General features: G+C 49.2%; 17 protein-coding genes. 16 read left to right on the plus strand and 1 reads right to left on the minus strand.

All coding sequences use genetic code 11. From position 1 onward, the window contains the following. Positions 1 to 40 precede the first annotated feature (40 nt). From IEX60_RS09705 to IEX60_RS09735, 7 genes are all read left to right on the plus strand, one after another. Positions 41 to 1420, plus strand: coding sequence for a sulfatase family protein (locus IEX60_RS09705; protein WP_188749993.1), 1380 nt, complete (start codon positions 41 to 43; stop codon positions 1418 to 1420). A 120-nt stretch (positions 1421 to 1540) separates the two neighbouring features. Further along, the gene (locus tag IEX60_RS09710; RefSeq protein ID WP_188749995.1) at positions 1541 to 2125 is read left to right on the plus strand and encodes an RNA polymerase sigma factor; all 585 of its coding nucleotides are present in this window, start codon (positions 1541 to 1543) and stop codon (positions 2123 to 2125) included. Positions 2126 to 2167: 42 nt separating this feature from the next. Next, positions 2168 to 3268: a FecR family protein gene (locus IEX60_RS09715; RefSeq protein ID WP_188749997.1), complete on the plus strand. Its 1101-nt coding sequence runs from the start codon at positions 2168 to 2170 to the stop codon at positions 3266 to 3268. Positions 3269 to 3531: 263 nt separating this feature from the next. After that, positions 3532 to 6855: a TonB-dependent receptor gene (locus IEX60_RS09720; RefSeq protein ID WP_188749999.1), complete on the plus strand. Its 3324-nt coding sequence runs from the start codon at positions 3532 to 3534 to the stop codon at positions 6853 to 6855. An 18-nt stretch (positions 6856 to 6873) separates the two neighbouring features. After that, the gene (locus IEX60_RS09725) at positions 6874 to 8373 is read left to right on the plus strand and encodes a RagB/SusD family nutrient uptake outer membrane protein (protein WP_229717500.1); all 1500 of its coding nucleotides are present in this window, start codon (positions 6874 to 6876) and stop codon (positions 8371 to 8373) included. A gap of 61 nt (positions 8374 to 8434) precedes the next feature. Beyond that, positions 8435 to 9979, plus strand: coding sequence for a sulfatase (locus IEX60_RS09730; protein WP_229717501.1), 1545 nt, complete (start codon positions 8435 to 8437; stop codon positions 9977 to 9979). A gap of 64 nt (positions 9980 to 10043) precedes the next feature. Beyond that, positions 10044 to 11966 (plus strand): DUF5005 domain-containing protein, encoded by a 1923-nt coding sequence (locus IEX60_RS09735; RefSeq protein ID WP_229717502.1) that lies wholly within the window; start codon positions 10044 to 10046, stop codon positions 11964 to 11966. An 8-nt stretch (positions 11967 to 11974) separates the two neighbouring features. Here the strand turns inward: IEX60_RS09735 and IEX60_RS09740 are convergent, their stop codons facing one another. Further along, positions 11975 to 12724 (minus strand): DeoR/GlpR family DNA-binding transcription regulator, encoded by a 750-nt coding sequence (locus tag IEX60_RS09740; protein WP_188750001.1) that lies wholly within the window; start codon positions 12722 to 12724, stop codon positions 11975 to 11977. A 289-nt stretch (positions 12725 to 13013) separates the two neighbouring features. Between IEX60_RS09740 and IEX60_RS09745 the strand changes: the two genes are divergently transcribed. The 9 genes from IEX60_RS09745 to IEX60_RS09785 all read left to right on the plus strand — a co-directional run bounded on the left by IEX60_RS09745 (position 13014) and on the right by IEX60_RS09785 (position 26257). After that, positions 13014 to 16103 (plus strand): SusC/RagA family TonB-linked outer membrane protein, encoded by a 3090-nt coding sequence (locus IEX60_RS09745; protein ID WP_229717503.1) that lies wholly within the window; start codon positions 13014 to 13016, stop codon positions 16101 to 16103. 20 nt (positions 16104 to 16123) lie between these two features. Then, positions 16124 to 17926 carry a RagB/SusD family nutrient uptake outer membrane protein gene (locus tag IEX60_RS09750; protein WP_188750003.1) on the plus strand — a complete coding sequence of 601 codons (1803 nt, stop codon included), beginning with the start codon at positions 16124 to 16126 and terminating at the stop codon, positions 17924 to 17926. A 133-nt stretch (positions 17927 to 18059) separates the two neighbouring features. Beyond that, positions 18060 to 19256 (plus strand): BT_3987 domain-containing protein, encoded by a 1197-nt coding sequence (locus tag IEX60_RS09755; RefSeq protein ID WP_188750005.1) that lies wholly within the window; start codon positions 18060 to 18062, stop codon positions 19254 to 19256. 51 nt (positions 19257 to 19307) lie between these two features. Next, positions 19308 to 20654 carry a DegT/DnrJ/EryC1/StrS family aminotransferase gene (locus tag IEX60_RS09760; protein WP_188750008.1) on the plus strand — a complete coding sequence of 449 codons (1347 nt, stop codon included), beginning with the start codon at positions 19308 to 19310 and terminating at the stop codon, positions 20652 to 20654. A 14-nt stretch (positions 20655 to 20668) separates the two neighbouring features. Beyond that, a complete protein-coding gene (locus tag IEX60_RS09765; RefSeq protein ID WP_188750009.1) occupies positions 20669 to 21487 on the plus strand; it encodes an N-acetylmuramic acid 6-phosphate etherase in 819 nt (272 codons plus the stop codon). Further along, positions 21480 to 23408 carry a hypothetical protein gene (locus IEX60_RS09770; RefSeq protein ID WP_188750011.1) on the plus strand — a complete coding sequence of 643 codons (1929 nt, stop codon included), beginning with the start codon at positions 21480 to 21482 and terminating at the stop codon, positions 23406 to 23408. Before IEX60_RS09765 ends, IEX60_RS09770 begins: the two co-directional genes overlap by 8 nt. Positions 23409 to 23427: 19 nt before the next feature. After that, positions 23428 to 24696, plus strand: a complete 1269-nt coding sequence (locus IEX60_RS09775) for a sugar MFS transporter (protein ID WP_188750013.1) — start codon at positions 23428 to 23430, stop codon at positions 24694 to 24696. Continuing rightward, positions 24693 to 25538, plus strand: coding sequence for a BadF/BadG/BcrA/BcrD ATPase family protein (locus tag IEX60_RS09780; RefSeq protein WP_188750015.1), 846 nt, complete (start codon positions 24693 to 24695; stop codon positions 25536 to 25538). Before IEX60_RS09775 ends, IEX60_RS09780 begins: the two co-directional genes overlap by 4 nt. Before the next feature lie 11 nt (positions 25539 to 25549). Then, on the plus strand, positions 25550 to 26257 hold the full coding sequence (locus tag IEX60_RS09785; RefSeq protein ID WP_188750017.1) for a 3-keto-disaccharide hydrolase: 708 nt from the start codon (positions 25550 to 25552) through the stop codon (positions 26255 to 26257). Positions 26258 to 26269 lie beyond the last annotated feature (12 nt).

Here is a 26269-nt window from a genome sequence, read left to right on the forward strand (position 1 = left end):
ATCTGTGACAGAAAGCATAACTTTGATTAAAAGGACAATTATGGAAAAGTACGTTTACCGGGCATTGACGGCGTCTTTAATCGCGGTGTTTTTCAGTGGCACTGCGGCTTTGGCCCGATTGCACGAAAAACCGAACATCGTTATCATCATGGCAGACGACTTGGATTCGCATCAGTTGAGCTGCTATGGCGGGGAGAACCTCCGGACGACGCACATCGACCAACTGGCTTCCGAAGGAATGAAGTTCAATGCGATGATCGCTTCCGAAGCGATGTGCATACCCACCCGGGCCTCGCTGTTCACCGGATTGTATCCGGTGAAGCATGGTGCATACCAGAACCATAAGCCGGTGTACGATGATTTAAAAAGCATTGTACACTACCTCAATGATCTCGGATACCGCGTTGGGCTGACCGGGAAGGACCACATGACGAAACCGCGGACGGTTTTCCCCTTTGATTTGGTCGACGGATTCGAACCGAATTGCGTGGCATCAACGGATGCATGTTTCCTGGATAGTGTAAGGAGCTATATCCAACAGGACGAGCCTTACTGCCTCTTTGTGATGAGCATCAACCCGCACACGCCGTGGACGGTAGGTAATCCGGACGAGTTTGATCCGGCACGGCTCAAATTGCCGGCCCACTGGGTGGATACCGAACGGACGAGAAGCGAATTTCGAAATTACTTGGCAGAGGTACGCCGACTGGACAATCAGGTAGGCGATGTGATGAACCTGCTGGAAGAAACTGGAGCTGTCGAGAACACGATTGTCATTTTCCTGGGCGAACAGGGACCGCAGTTTCCCGGTGGCAAATGGACCCTGTATGACAACGGGCAGAAGAGCTCGATGATTGTCAAATGGCCGGGAAAGGTGAAGCCGGGCACGGAGACCGATGCCATTGTCCAATACGAAGATATCACCCCGACTTTAATTGACATCCTAGGCGGAAATCCCATTGAGGGGTTGGATGGGCGGAGCTTTAAACCGGTATTGGAAGGGGAAAGCGCGGTACACCGTGACGTAGCCTACGGAATTCATAACAATATTCCCGAAGGACCGCCGTATCCGATCCGGAGTGTGCGGGACCGCCAATATAAACTGATCTGGAATCTTACTCCCGATTCGGCTTACTACATTAAGTATATGCTGAATACCGAAAACGAAAAGCTGGCTTGGACGAGTTGGGTAGATCGCGCGGCGTATGACGATCACGCAAAAGCATTGACGGAGCGGATCGTACACAAACCGGCAATTGAGTTTTATGATATCCGCAATGACCCGGATGAATTAAATAACCTTGCAGAAAAGCCGGAATACCAAACGTTGGTTCAAAATTACCTGGGGCAGCTGCAACAATGGATGGAAACACAGGGAGATCGCGGAGCCGCATTGGATGTCCCGATTAAACATAAGTAAGGTGCAACTAGCCGGTGACAGACGATAGGCATAAAATGTACATAATTGCGCATGATTTATGCATGTTGTTTTGAAATTCCATGGAAGAGTAGAAATTTGGCTTGGTAATATTCGTTGATCATGAACGATTTCAGCAAGCGTACGGATGATGTGCTTTTGGCGTTGATTCGAGATGACGACCAACAGGCGTTCAGGGCCTTGTATGATCGGTATTGGACAACGCTGTGGAGTTATGCCCGCAATGCCATGGCTGATCCGGACGATGCGGAAGACGTTGTGCAGGAATTGTTCATGACGCTTTGGGAGAAGCGGGATTCCCTGCAAATTAATAGCTCTCTGAAAGCGTACTTGTTTAGGGCTACGCTAAATAAAGTGATTGATCGCATCGATCGTTCGAAATACCGACTGTCCTACCTTCAAGACTTGAAACAAACCTATAGCGAGGGCAACTATACGACCGATGGTAAACTTTTTGAAAAAGAGCTGGAGCAACGGTTTGAAGCTTGCGTTGATAAAATGCCACCGAAAATGCGTACAATCTTTACGCTCAGCCGGCTCCAAATGATGACCCACCAACAAATCAGTGATTCCCTGAAAATCTCCCGGGATAACGTAAACCGGCAAATAAAAAATGCATTGATTCTCCTGAAAAAGAGTTTGTTGGCCGTTCCCTTGGTCTTAATTTTAAAATATTTTTTACCCTGATGGCAGTTTTGTCCGTCATCACTCTATAAACCGAGCGTATTGATGGACGAAAAAGACTTGATCAAGCTTTTGGATCGCTACCGGCGGGGCCAATGTACAGAAGCTGAACGCCTATTGATCGAAAGCCTGTATTTGCGTGCATACCCCAGCGAGTCCGCGACCGAGGATGCAGTTGAAGATTCAATCACTAAAAAGCGCGTTTGGAAGCATTTGCAGGGAAGGTTATCACCAAAGGTTACCAAAACTGTTATTCCATGGCTCGCTGCTGCTGCGTCTATCGTGCTGATTACCACGATTACGTTGCTGTACCGTTCAGAAACTAACAGTGCGGATGTCCGTCCATTGACAGACATACCGGCAGGGGGCAATAAAGCGATACTGAAGCTTGCAGGTGGACAGACTATTCATCTGGATAGCAGCCAACACGGAGTGATGATCTTGTCCGATCAACTGCTCTACACGGATAGCACGGTTGTGGGGAGCTTTCACGGAAACGCTGAGACAAGTGAAAGTACATACAACGAAATCATTACGCCAAAGGGAGGTACTTATCAGGTGGTACTTAGTGACGGTACGAAAGTCTGGCTCAATGCCGATTCCAGGTTGGCATTTCCACAACGGTTTGCTAGCACAGACCGTAACGTGGTGTTGGTTGGCGAGGCCTATTTTGAGGTAGCTAATAACTCCAACCGTCCGTTTATAGTCAAAACCGCAGAGCAGGAGATTGCCGTGCTCGGCACGTCATTCAATGTTACGGCCTATGCGGATGAAGCATCCGAACAAACAACACTGGTCGAAGGCAAAATCAGGATTGCGACTACACAGCGCACCCACCAATTGGCACCGGGTGACCAGGCCATCGTAAATGCGGGGGCAATATCGGTCGGACCAGTGGATACATCCCCGTTTATCGCCTGGAAATCGGGCTTTATAGCCTTCAATGAGGAAACGCTGGAAGATATCATGCGTGATATCAGCCGTTGGTATGACGTTGATGTTCATTTTGAGGGTGCAGATAAGCAGCTTCGATTCGGGGGAACAGTCTCCCGGTACGCGAACGTATCGGAAGTATTGCGCCGGTTGGAGCTGACGGGTCAAGTTCATTTTAAAATTGAAGAAAGGGGGATTGTGATTAAGCCGTAACACCGACTCATAAACGTAAAAGGACCGGAGATGCTTCACCACCTCCGGCTTATTGTGATGATAAATTAACTTTCGGACAGCCCGCCGTTTCGCGACTGACAGTCTGTTCGATTATCAAAACACAGACAAACATAATCAACACAAAGCAGCTTTCAAAGCTGGACGATCGTGTTTGTCAAAGCGTTAACTATTTTATGGACAATTATTCGTTAACAGGCAATCGTGATACGGTTGCTACCCCTGCAAAGCTAATATTGAGGGTTATGAAAATTACGTATTTTCTACTGACGGTATGCTTGGTTCAGGTGTTTGCCGAAACCTCGGCGCAGAAGCTGACTATCCAGCGGGAACAGGTAGGGCTTCGCAATATCTTTTCCGAAATCCGCAACCAAACCGGATACTCCGTCGTGTATAGTGTGAAACATATCGAGCGAATGCCTACGATAACGGTTTCCTTTACCGATATGGATATCAATGAGGCGATGACCCGTATCCTGGAGGGTCTGCCGTTGGATTTCGTAATTACCGGCAAAGAAATCGTAATCAAAGAGAAGCCCGGTGTGCGGAGAGCTTCCGATACACGGCGAGACATGGAGTTGCAACAGCAAACCATCTCCGGCCGTGTGCTCGATGAACATGGCAATCCGCTGCAAGGCGCTGCGGTGCGGATCAAAGGGTCGCAACAGGAAGTCAGCACAGGCAGTGACGGGCGTTTTACATTCAATGATTTGGAGCGGAATGCCGTCATCGTCATTTCTTTTGTGGGCTATGAAACCCGGGAACTTGCTGCTTCGGCAGATTTGACTTCCCTGACGATGAAGCCGATCGTTGCCGATTTGAGTGAAGTGGTGGTGGTGGGATATGGTACCCAGCGCAAAAGCGACATCACCGGGGCGGTGAGCTCCATCCGCGCGGAAGACTTCAATAAAGGAGCCAACGCAACATTTGATCAGCTCATAGCCGGTAAGGCGGCAGGCGTACAGTTCATTCAAAGCAGCGGTGAACCGGGCGGCGGCGTCGCGGTACGTATCCGCGGTGCGAGTTCGGTCAACGCCGGGACGAGCCCGCTATATGTGATCGATGGTTTGCCGATCGATAATTCTTCGGTGGCGGGTGGTGGCGGCGCTAATTTCGATGCCCCTCCATCTCCAAGGAATCCGTTGGCAGGTATTAATCCGGAGGATATCGAGTCAATAGAAATCCTTAAAGATGCATCGGCAACGGCAATCTACGGTTCCCGGGGTGCTAATGGCGTGATCATGGTTACTACCAAAAAAGGAAAGGCTGGCCGGAATACAGTGTCATATAGTGGATCGTACGGACAACAGCAGGTTGCCAATACGATCGATTTGCTGTCCACCGCGGAATATATCCAGGTCATCAACGCATTGATCGATGCTGGCGGTGGTCCCGAGACCAACCGTATCACCGACGCCAATGTCGTGGGAACGGATTGGCAGGCACAGGTTTTCGATAACAACGCGCCCATCCAGAACCACAGTTTGGCATTCAGTGGAGGAAGTGAACAAACCCGGTATTACTTTGCACTCAACGCATTTGACCAGGGGGGGATTCTGAAGAATACGGCATTTAGCCGATATGCCGCAAAACTTAATATCAGTTCTCGTATTACGGATCGGTTGGAAGTGGGCACGGCCCTGAATGTGAGTTATTCCCATGATGAGCAGGTGCCGTCCGGCTTTGGAATCAATGCCCAATCGGGTGCCATGTATACGGCACTCAATTTCGACCCGACGCTACCGATCTATGACAATGATGGCAACTATCAGTTGTCATCGTTTCTGGACATGGATAACCCGATGTCATTGGTAAACGAGGCGCTGGCCACCTCCAATGCCTATCGGACGTTCGGTACTGCATATGCACAATATAAAATCACCCCCTACCTAACCGCAAAGGTCAATGCCGGTGGAGACATTAATAACCGGCGGAGGGATGTCTATGTGGGGCAGAAGACCCGGCGTGCGATGGCCGCGGGCGGTAGCGGATCGGTACTTAACGGCATGCTGGGCAACTACCTGCTCGAAGGGACGATCACGTATGACCGCCGGTGGGAACACCATTACCTCAATGTTATGGGCGGGGCCACCACGCAACGGTTCGTGTATACCTCTTCCTCTCAAAATGCCGACGGCTTCCCATCGGACGTCACCGGCTCCGACAATTTGGGCCTTGGCGATCAGGAAACCTTTCGGATGGGAACCAACCGGGCGGCCAATCGCCTGCTTTCTTATTTGGGGCGGGTGAACTACGAGTTGAATAACAAATACCTGTTTACGGCTTCGCTACGGGCCGATGGATCCTCGCGCTTCGGGATTAACAACCGGTTTGGTTTTTTCCCTTCCTTTGCCTTAGGCTGGAAACTGACGGAAGAGGATTTTATGCAGGATGTATCGGTGTTTTCCGAACTCAAGCCCCGGCTTAGCTGGGGGCAGACCGGCAATCAGGAAATCGGTAACTACAGTGCGCTTACCACCTTCGGCGGTGGTCCATCGGCGATTTTGGACGACCGGCTCAGTGTGGGTACGCAGCCGGCGCGTTATCCCAATCCGGACTTAAAATGGGAGACCACCGAACAACTGAATGCCGGAATTGATTTTGGCCTGTTCAACGGGCGAATTTCAGGCAGCGTGGATTACTTTACGAAAACTACATTCGATATGCTGTTTGAATTGCCCATACCGTCGTCCACCGGGTACCCTACCCGGCTTTCCAATGTGGGGAGTATACGCAACCGCGGCTGGGAGTTCGGCGTAAATAGCAACAACCTGACAGGCAATCTGAAATGGAATACACAATTGAACCTGGCTGTACTGGCCAATGAGGTGCTGAATATCGGTCAGGATAATCCGATTATCTCTGGAGGTGCCGGACAGACCACAGGCGTGTTCATCCTTCAACCGGGTAGTCCGTTGTTTTCTTTTTATGGGTGGGAAATCGACGGTATCTGGCAAACGGATGATGACTTTTCCGTAACGCGCGATGCAGTGGCGCCGGGTGATATTAAATACCGCGACGTCAACAACGATGGAACCGTGAACGGCGAAGACCGGGTCTTGTTGGGTAATGCATTCCCGAAGCTAACCTGGTCCGTAGGAAACCAATTTTCCTATCGAGGATTCAACTTATCGATCTTTCTGGATGGTGTCTCAGGTGTGAAAATGCTGAACAACAACTTGGTGGAGTCGTATTTTCCGGTCAGCTTCAGGCGAAATCGGTATGCCGAGCTTTACCTGAACCGGTGGACGCCGGAAAATCCGTCAAACCGCTATCCTTCGTTCGTCAATCCCGGCGGCCAGGGTGATAAGCGGGTAAACAGTTATACGGTGGAAGATGCCTCCTATACACGCATCCGTAACATGTCGTTATCCTACCGGTTTTCACCGGGGTTGACTTACCTGAAGAATGTGGCTGTAAGTTTTTCGGTCGAAAACCTCGCAACATTCACCAACTACTCGGGATTTGATCCTTCAATTAATCCAAACGGTGGTGCTTTCAATCGGATTGATTACAATGCTTACCCGCTTGCCCGGACGTGGATGATCGGACTGACGGCTGATTTTTAATCTTTTATCTGAAAAGTCATGAACACAAATCATATCTTAATAATACGACGGTTGCGGCACCTGATAGGCATGTCGGTTTTGGTGTTTAGCACGGCGGGCTGCGAGAAGTACCTCGAAGAACCGGTCTATTCCGAAATGGATCCGGAATCGCTGTTGGCTACCGAAGCTGGTGTAAATTCGTTGCTGAATTCGACATTTGGCGAACTCTTCCTGAGTGGCTGGGACGGGAAGTCCCGGATTAACCTGGAAAACTGGTGTACGGATATCGAGTGGGAGACGGACGGGGGCGAAAACCTGATTGCCACTCAGATGATCAACTTTACATGGGATGCGTCATTGGCTAGCAACTGGTTAAATAACATTCTTTGGCTACGGCCCTATCGTGCGATACGGAATGCCAACCTGTTATTGGAGAATATCGATCGGGGAACCTACGATGCTGCTCGAAAAGCGACCTATCTGGCGGAAGCACGCTTTATGCGGGCGTTGGCGTATGCGAAGATGTATAGTTGGTTCGGCCCGGTACCGCTCCGGACGTCGAGCGACGATCCGCTGGAGTTGGGACGGGCTACGGATGATGCCATGAAAGCGTTTATCGAAAGCGAACTGCAATCGGTGGTTGCCGAACTACCGTTACCGGGTGATGAAGCAAATTATGGGCGACCGAACAGAGGGGCGGCGTTGGCCACCTTGTGCAAGTTTTACCTAAATACCAAGCAGTGGGAGAAGGTAGTTGATGCAGCCAACAGCATCATTGCACTCGATACGTACCGGCTATATCCAGAATATGGACAATTGTTCAGGGTAGAGAATGAACGCAATAACGAGTTCATTTTGGTATTTCCCCAATCACCGCAGGGTGGAGGTAACAATTACGTCAATGGTGCGCTTCCGCCGGGTTTCCAGCGAAGTCCGGAAATGGGACTGGAATTTCGGAGTGGTTGGCAGAATTGGGCGGCACAATATCGTCTGTATGATCGCTTTTACAATTCGTTTACGAGTGCGGATAAGCGTAAAAATTTGATTATGACAAGTTATATCAACGGAGCGGGACAAACGGTATCGTTGCTGAATGATAACAATACGCGTGCCATCAAGTTTTGGCCCGACCCGAATGCGATCGTGAATGAACATGGCAATGACCTGCCGGAAATCCGGTATGCAGATATCCTGTTGGCCAAAGCGGAAGCACTTGCCGAGCTGAATTGGCCAAATCAGGAGGCTGTCGATCTGGTAAACCAAATACGGGAACGCGCCGGTCTTGTTGGTGACGATGCAGTTTTATTGACCGATTTTCCCGGCCTACAAGCGTTCCGCGATCACTTGCTCAACGAACGGGCATGGGAGTTTTACGGGGAAGCAGGTATACGCCGCGAAGATCTCATCCGTTTCGGTAAGTTTGTATCCTCAGCTCATGAACGGGGAAAAACGAATGCCCGTGAAACCCATACACGATTCCCGATACCGCAGGATGCCATAGATGCGGATCCTTCATTGGAACAGAACGAGGGATATTGAATCTTGAAGGTATTGGAAAATTAATGTATTGTATAGCAACATGGTAACGGATAACACGACTATGAAGATGAATGATAAACAGCGTAACGTAATGAAGAAGCTGGCGGTGTTATGCACCGCTGGTCTTGCTTTTCTGGCGGGTACTTCGTGTACCTTCGTGCACAAACCGGAGCAGCCAAATGTGCTGTTGATACTGATCGACGATCTCCGCCCCGCCATCGGCGCATACGGAGATACACTGGCCATTACGCCCAATATAGATAAACTGGCTGCAAACGGTCTGTTGTTTGAGCGGGCATATGCCAACCAAGCCGTATGTGGGCCTTCCCGGTACAACCTCCTGCTGGGCAGCCGCTCCACCTCATCGGGAATCTATAATTTTGGTAGCGATTTCCGCGACCACTACCCCGACGCAGTGACGCTGCCCCAATATTTTAAACAGCATGGGTACCACGCCGAGTCGATGGGCAAGGTATTTCACATCGGACACAATACGTATAATGATACGGCGTCATGGAGCGTGCCACACCACAAAGACTTGTTGATTGAGTACGTCGATCCCGCTAGTAAAAAAGACGGATTTACACGTGAAGAGGCCTTATTTGCTAATAAAGACTGGGACTATGCACGTTCATTACCGAAAGGGATTGCCTGGGAGTCGCCCGATGTAGCTGACGATGCCTACGCGGATGGCCGTATCGCAAATCGGGCCATCGAACGGCTTCGGGGTCTGAAATCGCAGCCTGACCAACCGTTTTTTTTGGCTGTGGGCTTTGCCCGGCCCCATCTCCCGTTTTCGGTGCCCCAAAAATATTGGGATATGTATGACGAAAGCTCACTTCCCTTGCCCCAGCGTACCACCCGGCCGGAAGGCGCTCCGCCCTATGCGGTAAAATACGGAGACGAAATTGACCAGTATGTTCCTGTTCCCACTCCGGTGACTGATGAGCCGTTTCCCGATAGCCTTACGCGCAAACTGATTCACGGCTATTATGCAGGGGTAAGTTATGTAGATGCCCAAATCGGTAAAGTATTGGACGAGTTGGCAGCACTCGGATTGGATGAAAACACCATCGTCGTGCTTTGGGGGGATCATGGCTATATGCTTGGTGAAATGGGCATGTGGACCAAACATGTAAATTACGAGTTAGCCAATCATATACCGTTGATTATCTCTGCTCCGGGTGTCAGTCGGGCGGGATCACGAACGGCACAGCTCACCGAAACGGTAGACATCTACCCGACGTTGGTAGAACTTGCCGGTTTGCCCGCGCCGCAAGTAGCGCAACCGCTTGACGGCCTGAGCATGGTACCGGTACTCAAAAATCCGGAAACCCGCATCCGTGATCATGCCTACCATGCCTTCCCCAGAGGTGGCCATCTGGGGAGAGCTATCCGCACCGACCGCTACCGGCTAGTGGAATGGAGGAAAATTAATGATCCGACCGCGGTCGCCGAATATGAGTTATACGATTACGAACAGGGACCAATGGAATGGAAGAATATTGCCGCTGAACAGCCGGATGTACGTGCGAAGCTTGAGGCAATGCTCAAGCGGCACCCGGCACCGATGCCACCGCGCCCGCAGAGTCCGCGTAGGGAATGAATTTTATCTTTTCGACAGCATTGTGTACTTTAGCGGTTTCCACACAGAAAAGTCGTGTATTCAAATGATGAATCCCTCCATACATACAAAGCGGTGTTTACCGCTACTGATAAGCGGATACCTGATCGCCTTTGTGCTTACCGCACATGCACAACAGGCAGTGAAGTCGGATACTTATCAATTGGCAGAAAATATTCGTTATAGACCCGACACGGTGCAGGATACCTATAGCAAGGAGCGTTGTGTGCTGGACGTCTATTACCCGGAAAATGGAAACGACTTCCCGACGGTGGTTTGGTTTCACGGCGGTGGAATCACTGGCGGAGAAAAATTCATTCCAAACGAGCTGAAAGAAAAGGGGCTTGCAGTGGTGGCGGTTAACTATCGGCTGAGCCCGAAAGTGAAGGCACCTACTTATATTGACGACGCTGCGGCGGCAATCGCATGGGTTTTCAAGCACATTGAAGAATATGGGGGTAATCGGGGAAAGATCTTCATTTCCGGCCACTCAGCGGGGGGATATCTGGTTGCGATGGTGGGGCTTGACAAATCCTGGCTGCAGAAGTATGGCGAAGACGCAGACAAGCTTGCCGGAATTATCGACTTCAGTGGCCATGCGATTACGCACATGACCATCCGGGCGGAGCGGGGAATAAAAGATACACAACCGATTGTAGATGAATATGCACCGTTGTACCATGTGCGCCGGGACGCCCCACCGTTTGTATTGGTATCGGGAGATCGGGAGCAAGAGATGCTGGGTAGATACGAAGAAACTGCCTACTTTTACCGCATGATGAAGGTGGTTGGACATCCGCAGGTATACCTTTATGAGCTGGATGGTTTTGATCACGGTGCCATGGCTTCTCCCGGGTTCCATATCTTGCTTCATCATGTAAACGAATTGACAAAGGTTGCGCCGGAGGTTGCCGATGCGCAGGAAATAGCCACTTCATTCAACAACCCTCTGGATGTCGCCTTCGGTGATCCGTATGTCATCTATGACGATGCGATTGGGCGCTATTTTATGTATGGCACCGGTGGCGGTGCCAAGAACGGTTTTTCGGTTTATTCCTCTGCCGATCTGGCGAACTGGAAGAACGAAGGCCAGGTTTATCATGCCAGCAACAAAAATGGGTGGAGCGATTCCACTGCTGCATGGGGCGGCGCATACTGGGCACCTGAAGTATATGCGCATAAGGGTAAATTTTATCTATTCTACAGCGCACAATGGAAAGACAATCCCGGCAAGGAATTGGAAAACTTTCGCATTGGTGTTGCGGTGGCCGATAAGCCTACAGGGCCTTTTATCGACCTGCAAAGCCGTCCTGTCTTCGATCCCGGATATCCGATCATCGATGCGAACGTCTATTTCGCAGAAGATGGCCGTGTATACCTCTATTATTCGCGTTGTTGCTATAAGCATGCGGTAAAGAGCGAAGTGGCTGATTGGGCAAAGCAAAAGGGATGGTTTGATGAAATCGAAGAAAGTTGGGTGTATGGTGTCGAGCTCAAGCCGGATTTTTCAGGTATCATCGGCGAGCCCGTGCTGCTGCTGCGGCCTCCGGAAAAAATGGACGATGCGCAAGCCGAATGGGAGAGCCGCTCCGTGACCAGCCGTGAAGTAAACAGACGTTGGACAGAGGGCTCCTTTACATTCAAACATGGCGACACATACTATATGATGTATTCAGCCAACCATTTTGCAGGCGAAAACTATGCGGTCGGTTACGCCACGGCAAAAAGTCCCCTGGGGCCGTTTACCAAAGCGGCAAACAACCCAGTGCTGGAGAAAAATACGGCAAAGGGGGGTGAGGTGACCGGTACGGGGCATAACAGTGTCGTATTTCTGCCGGACGGCAGGATGCTGTGCGTATACCACGGACGGACAAAAAAGACGGGAGATGAACGCGTCGTGTTTATCGACGAAATGGGAATCAATGAACATGGGGTGCTGACTGTGTTAGGTCCGACAACCGCACGCTGACCGCAGTGTTAGAGGACCTTGATACTTTTCTGCGTGAAGGAACTTAACAGTTGATCCGTCGGATCCAGCTCAGTAATCAAGTAATCCACCTGATTAGCGGAGCAGATATTCAGCCATTTAACTGTATTCAGCTTTTCGGAAATGCTGATGACCGCTACTTTCTTAGCCGATCGGATGAGCGCTTTCTTTACCTGTACCACTTCCCAGTCCAGGTCTGTCAATCCTTCTTCAGATGAAAACGCGTTGGCTCCCAAGATGCACAGATCCGCTTTTAAACCCGCCAGTTGATTGACAACGCTCGCACCAATGTGGAGATTCGCGTTTTTTGTCAATTTTCCCCCGATGCTGATAACGTCAAGGCTTTCGTGCTGGGCGAGCGTGATCGCGACCTGTGGACTGATGGTGATGAAAGTTGCTTTCAGCGCAGTGGGAATGGCCTTTGCGAGTTCAAGCATGGTAGTGCCCCCTTCTGTAAGGATGACCATGCTGTTTTTAATCAACGATAAGGCTTTTCGCGCAATATGTGCCTTGGCATTGGCTGCATATACAATGTTATCCGCATTGAAAGGCGTGACGAAGGACTTACTGACAGCGCCCCCGTGTACGCGTATGATCTTGCCCTCTGCAGCCAATTCTTTAATATCGCGGCGGATGGTGTCGTCAGAAACATTGAGCTGCTCGCTTAAGTCCACAGAAAGAACTTTATTGTGCAAATCTACTTCCCGTAAAATAAGGGCTTGTCGTTTATCTTTTCTCATAGTTGGTTGTGTTAACGTGTTTGCGGTTTTACTGCATATAATGGTGTATTAAATACTGCAAATATAGCATGGTTTAATCGGAAAATCTACCTGATTCTGATCAGTAAGTGTAGTTTTTGAGGGCTTTATGTAAATTATTGCTGTGAATTACTTTCTGTTATTTTGCGGTTTTATATATTTTAAATCAAAATAAATATTGCAAATATTTGAAATGTAAGTTATATTTGTCGAGATAATGCCGATTTTGACTTAAGGCGGCAGAAAATAAGCATTAACCAAATTATATTTTATGAAGAGAGTTTACGTGGTAGTTTTTATCAGGCTAAGCATGATCAGATCGGCACTTTTACGTTTCGGGGGGATAATGGTGTTGCTGATGATTGCCCTGTTGTCTTCGGCCCAAGAAGGGAATCAGGCCCAAGTCTCCGGTCGGGTAACCGACGATAGCGGGCAGCCTGTTTCGGGCGTATCGGTGACGGTTAAATATCGCTCGGAGATTGACGTTGCAACCGACGACAAAGGACAATTTTCAATCGTTGTTTCACCAAATGACACATTGCTTTTTACACATGTTGGCTATGCATCACAGGAAATTCCTGTAGAAAATCGCATTGTTTTTAATGTGATCATGGTGACTTCGGAAAGCATGATGGAGGAGATTACTGTCGTGGGTTATGGAACACAGCGGAAAATAACGTTCACCGGTGCACAATCAACCATTTCGATCCGCGAGATGGAAAAGACTTCCACGCCGTCTTTATCAAACGCGATCGCGGGTAAACTACCAGGCATCATTACACGGCAATCCAGCGGTGAACCGGGTGCTGACGCTGCGCAGGTTTTCATCAGGGGATTGTCGACATTTGGAAACAATGCACCACTGATCCTGATAGATGGGGTAGAACGAAACATGAACCAGATAAATGCACAGGAAATCGAAAGTTTCACGATCCTGAAAGACGCATCTGCCACGGCCGTCTACGGCGTCCGGGGGGCCAATGGCGTCATCATTATCAACACAAAACGGGGCACGGTCGGAAAGCCAACCGTTATGTTCAGAAGCGAGGCGGCATCATTGACTGCGTTGCGACTGCCGAATTACATCAATGGTGGTGAATATGCATTGCTCATGAATGAAGCGAGAAGTTACCAAGGTTTGGCACCCCGTTGGTCGGATGAAGAAGTCAATAAGTTTTTTGAACAAACGGATCCTTATTTATATCCCAATTCGGATTGGACCGCAACTGTGCTGAACCAAAAAACGTGGCAGACAATCAGCAACCTAAGTGTTACCGGAGGGTCCGAAATAATCAAGTATTATACGAACGTAGGATATACGTTGCAAAACGGAATCTATAAACAGGATCCTGCGAATAAATACAATACCAATGCGAATATTAAGCGGTATAATTTCAGGAGTAACGTCGATGTTAACTTGTCGAAAGACCTAACCATGCAGCTTGGGATAGGCGGCATTATTCAGAATGGCAATTACCCCGGCGCATCGGCTGATCAGATATTCAACATGTTGCGTGTGATCTCTCCAATTGCCTACCCAGTGCTGAATCCAGACGGCACACCGGGCGGTGCCTCCACGTACGTAGGGGGGAACCCTTGGGGATTAGCTACACAATCGGGCTATTCCACGCAAGACCATACAACCCTGCAAGCAACATTCGGCGGTCGGTGGGATCTCTCTTCGCTCCTCACCGAAGGATTGTCGGTGCGCGGGCTTTTTTCCTATGACCGTTATGCACTCACGAGTAATGTGCGGGCGAAAGAATTTGAAGTGAAACGTTATTTGGGTAAAGATCCCGATACCGGCGAGGATCTCTATAGTGCGCCTTATCGGGAAGAAAAGCCATTGGGCTATGGAATAAGCAATGCGGGAAACCGGGCGATTTACATGGAAGGCCAGGTTAATTTCGAGCGTCAAATTGATGCCCATTACGTGACGGCCATGTTACTATACAATCAACGGGACTATGTGGATCTTACTGCGGGTAGTTCGATATTGAATCTGCCGTTTCGAAAGCAGGGTGTCTCTGGCAGGGCTACTTATTCGTTTGATGACCGTTACTTGGCCGAGGTAAACTTTGGATACAATGGGTCAGAAAATTTTCCAAAGGGCAAACGTTTCGGGTTGTTTCCTGCTTTTTCAGCCGGTTGGGTGGTTTCAAACGAGAACTTTTGGAATATATCAGTGATCAACCACTTTAAAATCAGAGGATCCCATGGGAAAGTCGGTAACGACCAAATCGGCCAGCGGTTCTTGTTCCTCAATACCATTAATACCGCGGGACAATCCTATCTGTTCGGCCCGGATCAGCAGTTGTATTATGGGATGGAGGAAAACCAGATCGGGAATGATCGCATCACATGGGAACGTGCCACGAAAAATAACGTGGGTATTGACCTAGGGTTGTGGAATGACCGGATTACGCTGCAAGTCGATGCCTTCAATGAGCACCGGTCGGGAATATTGATGCGCCGATCAACGGTTCCAGACGTTGCAGGCTTTTTCCCGTGGTCTATTCCCTATGCCAACATCGGCGTGATGAAAAATAAGGGGTTGGATGCCTTGTTGGAGATGCGTAATTCAACTACCTCGGGTTGGATGTATACATTCCGCGGGAATTTTACTTTTGCCAAAAACACGATCGTTGAAAATGATGAACCTCAACGTCGATATCCGTACCTTTCGTCGAGGGGATTGGCACTGAATACGCATCATGTTTATATCGCAGAGGGCTTATTTGCGAGCGAAGAAGAGATTAAAGCATGGCCTCGTCAGACATTTTCGGTAACCCGGCCGGGGGACGTCAAGTACCGTGATATAAACGGAGACGGAGTTATTGACTCGTACGACCAGGTGCCAGTAGGTTATCCCAGGCTGCCGCAAATGTCTTTCGGTTTCGGTGGTACGATTGCATATAAATGGTTTGATGTAAGCCTGTACTTTACCGGAGCGGCGCAGTCGAGCATTTTTCTAAATGGCTACTCCATTTGGCCATTCTATGATGGGGAAGGCGTTAATAATGTCCTGCGTGAATATTATGACAATCGCTGGACGCCCGATCAGCCGGACGCACATTATCCGGCGATCGATAGGGGCAATAATCCGAATAACTTTCTGAATTCGACGATTTGGCTTCGTAATGGCAATTACTTGAGGCTTCGTAATGCGGAAATCGGTTTCAATGTGCCGGAGCATTTGACCCACCGATTGCACCTGAAAGAACTACGATTGTTTGTCAACGGCATGAACTTATACACCTGGGATCACGTGAAGATCATCGATCCTGAATCAAATGACGGCACGGGTGGCTATCCGCTGCAACGCTCGGTCAATTTTGGACTGCAAATTAAATTCAATTGAAAATATTAATCATTATACAGATGAAGAAGTTCGTTGCATTTGGGCTGATTGCTGTTGTCCAGCTCATTGTCAGTTCATGCCAAAAAGGTTTTTTGGATAAGGCGCCTGAAGAGGATATTGTTATTGAGGAGGCGTTTCTACAGCGGCGTTACGCAGAGGCGTTCCTAACCGACATCTACGCAGGGATTCCGAATGAAATTTATTTTACAGATATGGCTGAAATTCAGCCGTTTGTTATCGCGTCTGATGAATTAAATGTACCTTGGCCTGAAAAATTCGCCAAGTTGATCAACCGGGGGTCATGGAATGCGTTCAATGTGGCGGGCCAGATTTGGAAGAATATGTACGAGGGGATCCGGAAGGCAAATATTTTCCTCAAGTATATCGAATTGACGCCATTGGATGGTTCATTTACCCAAGTGGATAAGGACAGATGGATCGGTGAAGCGGTATTTCTGCGTGCTTTTTACCATTTTATACTCATGCGGATATACGGGCCGGTGCCGATTATGGATTATGCAGCCAATTTGGATGACGATTTTCTGCAGATCAAGCGCCGGCCGTTGGATGAGTGTGTATCCTTTGTCGTTAGCCAGTGCGACGAGGCGATCCGGCTCCTGCCCATGCAGGTGGTTGACAGTCGCCATTTGGGGCGGCCCACTGCAGCGGCTGCACTGGCTCTTAAAGCGCGGGTGTTGCTTTACCATGCAAGCCCACTTTGGAATGGGAATCCGGATTATGCTGGATTTGTCGACAATGAGGGTACGCCCTTGTTTTCGGCGGCGCAGTCTCCGGATCGCTGGAAGATTGCTGCCGAAGCAAACAAACAATGCATCGATCGCTGCGAAGAAGCGGGGTATCGATTATTTCGGGTTGCCGGCAACAATCCCGTGGCCAATTATCAACAATTGTTCATCACCAATCACAATGAAGAGGTGCTTTTTGCGCGGAACAGCGGTCGTGATGGCTGGATGGAACGATGTGCATTTCCCGCGAGTTTGGGAGGGTGGAACGGATGGAATCCGACCCAGCGTATCATTGATGCATATGAAATGGCCAATGGCATGGCCCCGATAACGGGTTATTCAGGTAATGGTAATCCAATCATCAATGAAGCTTCGGGATACCAGGAGTCGGGTTATGCGGCATCGGATGATCCATCGGGCAGGTGGCTTGCGGGAGTTCGTAATATGTACGTTGGCCGTGATCCGCGGTTCTATGCGACAATTAATTTCAACGGTGCCGGTTTTGGGGGCAGGCGACTGGAATTTTGGCAAACAGGTGCCGATGGCAGAGGGAACGCGGGCAGGGACTACAACACAACGGGCTATTTGCTGAAGAAATTTCTAGAGCCTTCTGTGAATATTTCAAGAGGGGAGTACTCGTTAAAGACCTGGATTTTCTTTCGATTAGGCGAGTTTTATCTCAATTATGCAGAGGCGTTGAATGAGTCCGACGGTCCCGTTCCCGACGTGTATTATTATGTGAATGCTATCCGGGAGCGGGCAGGAATGCCTCCGCTCCCAACGGGACTTTCGCAAGCCCAGATGCGTGAACGTATCCGGCACGAAAGGCGGATTGAGCTAGCTTTTGAAACACATCGATATTTCGATTGTCACCGATGGAAGGTGGCTCAGCAAACGGAAAGTGGTGCCTTCCAGGGGATGAATGTTGCCGCAGGCACACATCTACAAGATGATGCATTTTATGAGCGGACTGTGTTTGAAACGCGCGTGTTCCAGGCACCCACACATTACCTGTTTCCCATACCCCAATCTGAAATTGACAAAAGCCCCGGTATCGTTCAAAACCCAGGTTGGTAATGTGCTATAAAAACCAATAAATATCATTGAAAATGAAATCTGCATAAATTGTCATAAACATAAAACATGAATTTAGCGAAGCGATCTCTTGAACGCCGCTGAGAACAAACAGCATGTAAAAAAAATGATCTTAATGAAAAAGAGTACAAATCTTGGTATTGCAATCACATCGATGCTGCTCCTGGCGGGCTGCAGTGCAGAGGTGCAGATCGACGAAGATACGGCTACCGTACAAGGGTTCGGTAAAGTATATATCCCGCAGGCAAACTATCGTCCACTTTCGGCAACTGTTACCTTGACAGCGGACGAATTTCTGCTGAAATACAACGCTTTTTACGGTGGAATGAAAAAGGCAGGGCATCGAATTTCGCTGTCGTTCGTTACGGACGAAACGCTGGTAGACGAATACAATGAGAAATACGGAACAGACTACCTGAGCTTGCCGGTAGGGAGCTATGAGATGCCCAACTTGACAGGCGCTATTGAATCCGGTCAAAACTCAACGCCGATTTTCAATGTTATATTAAAGCCAAAAGGATATCTGGAGCCATTTAAACCTTACCTGCTGCCGATTACCGTCGAGGCCGAGGGTGCACCCGTCAATGAGGCGCTCCAAACGGTATATTTTGAAGTCATTGCGTCTTTTGGGCCGGGGGAAGTGCCACGGGAAAAGATATTATCGTTAGGTGCAGATCAACGTAACCTGCTGATTCCATTCGTCGATGGTAAACTGATTGTACGGGATGGGGACGGCGCACTGCAACTGTATGCCACTGATGATGCAGGAGCGTTTGGCAACCCGGTGCAGATCGGTGCAGGGTGGCAGATTTTTAACCAGATTTTTTATTTTGAACCGGACCGGGTTGTGGGGATCGCTACAGACGTGATTCAATATCAAGTAGACGGTAACGGCGGGTTTGGAAGCAGTCGTACCATTGGATGGGGCTGGAATATATTCGAAAAGATTTTTCCATACAAGCATTTTTTGATCGGTGTGCGGCCCGATGGTTTAACGACAGCTTATCCGTATAATGAACAGGGTGATCTGGATGGGGCGAATATCCGCGATATTGCCTCAGATTGGAACCGGTATGAACAGCTGTTTGCTTACGGTTCTTCACTTTTGGGGATTGAGGCAGATGGTACGCTATGGCAAATTCCCATGTCTGAGACGAATATGCCGCAGCAACGGGTTCAATTGGGAAGCGGTTGGGATATGTATCAATCCGTGGTTGCGTCGGGAAATGACCTATTAGCGATCGACGAATCAGGGGATTTGTGGCGGTATAAATTTGATGTCAAAGGTTTTTGGCCCTTGAAAGCGGAATAATAACGGATGAAAGGTAATATTAGTTTTTCACTAAGCTTTAATTTTAATTGCATGAAACAAAAATTCAACAGAAGGGAATTTATTAGTATGGCTGCTGCTGCGGGAACCGGGTTAGCGGTTGCCGGTCCGAATTTTGCGCTCGGACAGGAATCAAAAAAACCAGCAATTCTCGGCGGCAGCAAAGCCTATACGAGTGGCTTTAGCGCATGGCCATTGTTCGATGACCGTGAGGAAAAAGCACTCGTTTCGGTGCTAAAAAGTGGGAATTGGGGACGCCTGAACGGCCCCGTAGTGGCGGAGTTTGAAAAGGCATATGCTGGCCTCAATGGAGCCGGTCATTGCCTGGGAGTATCCAGCGGTACGGCAGCGTTAACCACGATTTTGGGCGCATTGGGTATTGGGCCGGGGGATGAAGTAGTAATTCCGGTATATACCTTCATTGCTACTTACAATGTGGTGGTGCTCAACTATGCATTGCCAATCCTGGTGGATACGGATATCGAAACATTCCAGATTGATGTTAAAAAGGCGGAAGCTGCGGTAACCGCGCAGACAAAAGCTATCATGCCGGTGCATATCGGCGGTACGCCAGCAGATATCGATGCACTCATACGGCTGGGCGAAAAGGCTGGTATTCCAATCATCGAGGATGCTTGCCAGGCTCACCTTGCAGAGTGGAAAGGTAAAAAGGTGGGCAACTTCGGGCTGGCTGGCGCTTTCAGCTTCCAGTCATCCAAAAACCTGAACTGCGCGGAAGGCGGAGCGATCCTGACCAACGATGCAGATTTCGCGCGTGCTTGTTATACGTTCCATAATCAAGGGCAGGGTGGAACCGGTACGTCTTATGGTACCGGATCGGGAACGAGGGCCACAAACTTAAGGCTTACTGAGTTCCAGGGGAACCTGTTGTTGGCACAGATGACGCGCCTGCAGCAACAGGTGGAAACGAGAACGGAAAACGCCAAATACCTGACCGAACTATTGGCTGATATCCCTGGTATCGAACCGGCAAAATGGTATCCGGGTACTACGCGGAGTGCCTATCACTTATATATGTTCCGCTACCTGAAAGAACATTTTCACGGCCTGAGCCGCGGTAAATTTGTAGAAGCCCTGAATGCAGAGGGAATTCCGTGTGACCCCGGATATGGGCAGATGAACCGCGATGCATATGTGACCGGGCTGGCCTCAAATCCGCACTATCTGCGTATTTATGGAGAGAAAACCATGAAAGAGTGGCTGGACCGTAATCAATGTCCGCAGAACGATACGTTAACAAGAGAACAGTCGCTGTGGTTTTTTCAGACTATGTTACTTGGAACGCGGGAAAACATGGAACAGATCGCTGAAGCGATACGGAAAATCCAAAAGTACGCGAAGCAAATTGCGAAGGCTTAAAAAAAGGAGAATACATGGATTTGAGAGTTACGGAAAGCCCGTCTGTGTACAGGCATCTGGAAAAGAAATCAGTTGACGAGCTTGTCGAGTTGATCAATCAAGAAGATCAGTCGGTTGCCGTTCAGATAAAGCAGGTCTTGCCGCAGCTTAGCCGGCTGATCAAGGCGATTGTGGAAAAAATTAGCGGCGGCGGCCGGTTATTCTACGTAGGTGCTGGTAGTGGCGGCCGGCTTTCCGTGCTGGATGTCATTGAGCTTCCAACCACCTATGGGCTGCCCAAGGGGATATTCAACGTGATTTTAGCGGGAGGGATCGATCGGCTGGCAGATGCGTTGGAAGAAAAGGAAGACGACACCAGAGAGGCATGGGAAAAATTGCAAGCGGCGAACGTAACTACGCAGGACATCGTAATCGGCATTTCGGCAAGTGGTACTACTCCATTTGTATTGGCCGCCCTGTATCAATGCAGGCAACGCAGTATTCCCACAGGCTGCATTGTCAGCAATCCCGATTCTCCTATCGCGGCCGCTTCAGATTTTCCCGTAGAAGTCATTACCGGGCCGGAATTTGTCACCGGTAGCACACGCATGAAATGCGGTACGGCACAGAAGATGATTTTTGATATGATCAGCACCACCACGATGATCCAATTGGGGAGGGTCGAGGACAACAGCATGGTCAACGTTGCATTGATTAATGATAAAATCACCGACCGGGCTGTACGGATGCTGATGGAAAAAGCCGGTATTTCCGACTATGAGGAGGCAAAAATGGTGCTGTTGAAATATGGCAGCGTAAAACAAGCAATGGAACATGTGTCGAGAAATGTATAGGCGTATCATTTTGCTTGCCGGTTTATTTGCGATGCCTTGGCTGGCATTTACGCAGTATGAATATCGGGTTGGTAAGGGCCAGGCATCGATCGAACCCAATCGACCTATTCTTTCCGTTGCACTTGCCGGCTACGGTGCACCCCGCGAAGGACGTTTTTCCCTCGAATGGAAAACGTGCGCAAACCTGGGTAAGGCAGACGATGCCGCAATTGTGGCAGACAGGCTATACCTACTGCGCGAAGGTACGATTTGGCAGGTCGATTTGAATGAATTGGAAGGTGGGCCAAAGGCCTTGAAGCAAGCCGAATGCATCAGCCAGATTACGGGAAGTAACAACAGTTTGTTGGCATTGACAGCCGATAATGAATTGCTGGAAGCTACACGATCCCGTCAGGACGAGTTGCATTGGAGACGCAGGGGTATGCTGGAACAAACTCCGAAGGCCTTATCCCATTGGAAGGACCACTGGGTCTTATTGGATGCTACGGGAATGCTTTGGACGGCAAAGGAGGGCGGTGGTCGGCTAATGTGGGATACCCTGGTGAAATGCGATGATGTGATCGATGTCATGGCGGATCGGGAAAACCTTTACGTACTCACCGCCAAGCAGGAAATCCTGCGGTATGATGGACCGGACGGCTGGCTGCGGGTAGCAATCCGCAACGGGATCACCTATGATCAGGACATGCAGTTGGTGATGGCGTCCGGCGAAGGTTTCTGGGCAATGGATCGTGCAGGTGTGCTATACAAAGGACAGCACAACAGCACGCGCCAGCTTGCGGTGAATGCGCTGTTGATCAAAAAGGGAAAAGATCGGGTTGCTATTCTGGGGGCGGACGTCTGCGGGTTTGATGCTAGCTTTGTGGATGCCCTGAAGCAGGATATCCAGCGAATATTCGGGATAGCGCCTAATGCGGTGATGGTGAATGCATCGCATACGCATTATGCTCCCGTTACGCAATACTGGCATACCTGGGGGCCACATTGCCAAAAGCCCGACAGTACCTATCTTTATACGGTAGTGAAATCCGGTATCCTGGATGCTATGCGCCAGGCGACCGAAACCCTGCAACCTGCAAACCTGTATGTCGGAAAATCTGAGGTTGATATCGGGCATAATCGGAACCTACCCGGGACGGACTTGCCCTACGACAAAGCGCTTGATGTGATCCGCGTAGATTACGAAAACCTGGATAAAGACGATATTATATTTTTGGCGGGGTGCCACCCGGTATTTCAAAATGCGGGGCGGGAAGGTGTAACCATCAGTCCGAATTACCCCGGTGTTGCCCGGGAAATGCTGCTACACCATTCGAAAGTGCGGTCTGCCATGTTTCTGCAAGGCTGTGGTGGTGATATTAACCCTGTCGATGCCGATCATCGGGTGACGGCTAAAAAAGTGGTTTCCGCTGTGACCGATGTGCTTGATCGGAGCCAAATGCAGCCGATCCAAGGGGGTATTACTTTTTATTTGGATACCGTAAAGTTTGACAGCCGCCCATGGCCGGAAGATAAAATCAGGGAGTTCCGGACGGCCAATGAAGGGAAAGAAGGGGACGTCGGGGCGGAAAAGAATGTCCGGTGGGCCGATCTGATGCTGCAATATATCGAAAACGACGAAATGCCTGCAACCATGCCTGTATTTGTCCAAACCCTTAATATCGGCAATTGGAAACTGGTGGGGATTTCCCGGGAAACGACCACTGAATATGGCTTGGGTGTAAAGGCGCTCTGGCCGGACAAATTGGTCACTGTGGCCGGTTATTGCAACGACGTGTCCAGCTATCTGCCAACCAGCAGGCACATCAAGGCTGGAGTTTATGAAGGATATGATTCATTTTTTTGGTATGGACAGCCGAATATATTTCCCGAAAATGTCTATGAAACGATCATCGAGTCAATTAAATTAAAAAATCGGTAATACTAATCGGTAATACTAAATGAAGCGATTTATCCAGCCGTTGATTATTATCGGCGCCTTATTTTTTATCCTCGGATTTATCACCTGGTTAAGCTCGGTGCTGATCCCGTATCTTCAGATTGCTTGCGAACTAAATAACTTTCAATCCTATTTGGTCGCTTTTGCATTTTATATTTCCTATTTCGTGATGGCGGTGCCATCCGGATGGTTGCTGAAGTTTACCGGATTCAAAAAAGGAATGTCCATAGGTCTGCTCGCCGTGGCGGCAGGTTCCCTTATTTTTGTGCCAGCGGCTATTTACCGGTCTTATCCGGTGTTCCTTTTTGGTTTGTTTATTCAGGGTGCTGGGCTGGCTATCTTGCAAACGGCATCCAACCCGTATGTCACGATTCTTGGGCCGATAGACAGCGCGGCCAGGCGAATCAGTATCATGGGGATCTGCAATGGCATCGCAGGCATTCTCGCGCCAGCAATTCTGGGTGCCGTTGTATTGGATAATGCCGACAACATAAAAGACCAATTACTTTCCTTAACCGATTCTGAGAAGGCGGTGGTATTAAACGAACTGGCAGGAAAGGTCATTGTTCCTTACTTGGTTATCACCGGTATGTTGTTATTGCTTTCGTTATGGGTTTACCGTTCTGGTTTGCCGGAAATCGATGAATCGGCGTTAGAAACGGAGACGGATGGAACAGACATAGGAGAAAAAGCCAGTGTTTTTCAATTCCCTCAGTTGCTTTTCGGCGTGCTTACCCTTTTTGTATACACAGGTGTTGAGGTCATTGCGGGCAACACGATTATTAGTTACGGAGCTTTTCTGGGTATTCCATTGTCCACGGCAAAATTTTTCACCTCTTTTACGCTTGTCGGCATGTTGATAGGTTACCTGATTGGTATCGTCTGCATACCGAGATTCGTAAGCCAGCGTGATGCGCTCAAATGTTCAGCCGGACTGGGGATCCTCTTCGGCCTGTCTGCTTTGTTTACCGAAGGTGTGACATCTGTGGTTTTCATTGCCTTACTGGGGTTGGCCAATTCGCTGATTTGGCCATCGGTGTGGCCGCTGGCTATTGATGGGCTGGGGAAATTCACCAAGATCGGATCTTCCTTGCTGGTGATGGCTATTTCCGGTGCCGCGGTTATTCCCCTATTTTATGGTTGGCTTGCCGATCGGTTGGATGCCCAACAAGCCTATTGGCTGGTCATTCCCTGTTACCTGATTGTCGGCTGGTATGCGGCATTCGGCTACCGGTTTGGTGCAAAAATGAAAGGAGTGCATCGATCGTGATTTTAGTTGCAGACAGCGGGTCGACCAAAACCGATTGGGGCATAATTTCCGACGATGGTTCGACGAGGTATTTTTCTACATCCGGTTATAATCCCTTCTTTATGGGTGCCGATTCAATTGGAGAAGCCATGGCAGATGAAATTGGGGCTTACCTTGACCCAACGGCAGTCCGCCAAGTCTTTTTCTACGGTGCGGGATGCCAAGGAGCGCAAATTTCTAATATGGAACGGGCGTTGCGGCAGGTTTTTACGGAAGCTGCCGCAATACAGGTGTCCGTGGATTTGCTTGCTGCTGCAAAAGCATTGCTCGGCGATGGTCCGGGGTTCGCAGCTATTTTAGGCACGGGTACCAATACGTGTTTATACGATGGTAGTGGGATCACATTCCATATCGATTCGTTGGGTTTTTTACTGGGCGATGAAGGCAGTGGGGCCGCTATCGGCAAACGTATATTGATGGATTTCTTGCGGAACCAAATGGACGGCGTAGTGCGCCGTGCGTTCGAACGTATGCATACACTGGATGAAGCAACCCTCTTGGAGCGGGTGTATGCCTCAACGCATCCGAATCGCTATTGCGCTTCATTTACACGTTTTTTGGATGAACCCGAAGCGGCGGGAGACTACCGCAAACGTATCGTGGGAGAAGCTTTTCAGGATTTCTTCGGAAAATTGGTTTGCTTATATCCGGGGTATCGATCGCTGACATTTAATTGTGTGGGATCGATCGGATATCATTTCAGCGACCTGTTAAAAATAGCCGCGGAAAACCGTGGAATGAAAGTGGGGTTGATTCTGCCCAAGGTAATTGAGAAACTTACTTTTTATCATCATTTACATTAATTTTTCTTTTTATGAATCGGTTTTTTACATTTATTTTATTCGGTATACTATCTTACTTGCTGGCGTCATGCGCATCCAGTGGCGGGAAAAATGACACTTGGATACCCTTGTTTGACGGCAAGTCGCTGGCGGGTTGGCATGGGTTCAATAAGGCAGGACCTGTAGACAATTGGGTTGTGGAGGATGGCGTATTGACCTGTCTCGGAAAGACAGGTGGCAGCGATGTCGGTGGTGACATCGTCACGGAAAGGGAATTCGGAAATTTTGAACTTGAATGGGAATGGAAAATAGCACCCGGAGGAAACGGAGGATTGATGTATCATGTTGTTGAATCGCCCAAATACAAGGCACCTTACGAAACCGGGCCGGAGTACCAGCTGATTGACGATATCGGTTTTCCAGGTAAATTGGAAGATTGGCAGAAAGCCGGTGCAAACTACGCCATGAACCCGGCTGACACCGCAAAGAAGCAGCTGAATCCGGTCGGGGAGTGGAATTCAAGTAAAATTGTCTATCACAACGGGCATGTCGAACATTGGCTTAATGGACAGAAGATCGTTGAGTTTGAAGAGGGGACTGAAGCGTGGAGCAACGAAAAGAAAGCTGGGAAATGGAAGGATTACCCCGATTATAAGCTCGTAGACAAAGGGAAAATTGCCTTACAAGACCACGGTGACCGGGCATGGTTCCGTAATATGCGCATCCGGGAATTGAAATAAAGGTATTGCTGT

The organism is Parapedobacter defluvii, from assembly GCF_014642075.1.
Classification (GTDB): Bacteria; Bacteroidota; Bacteroidia; order Sphingobacteriales; family Sphingobacteriaceae; genus Parapedobacter; species Parapedobacter defluvii.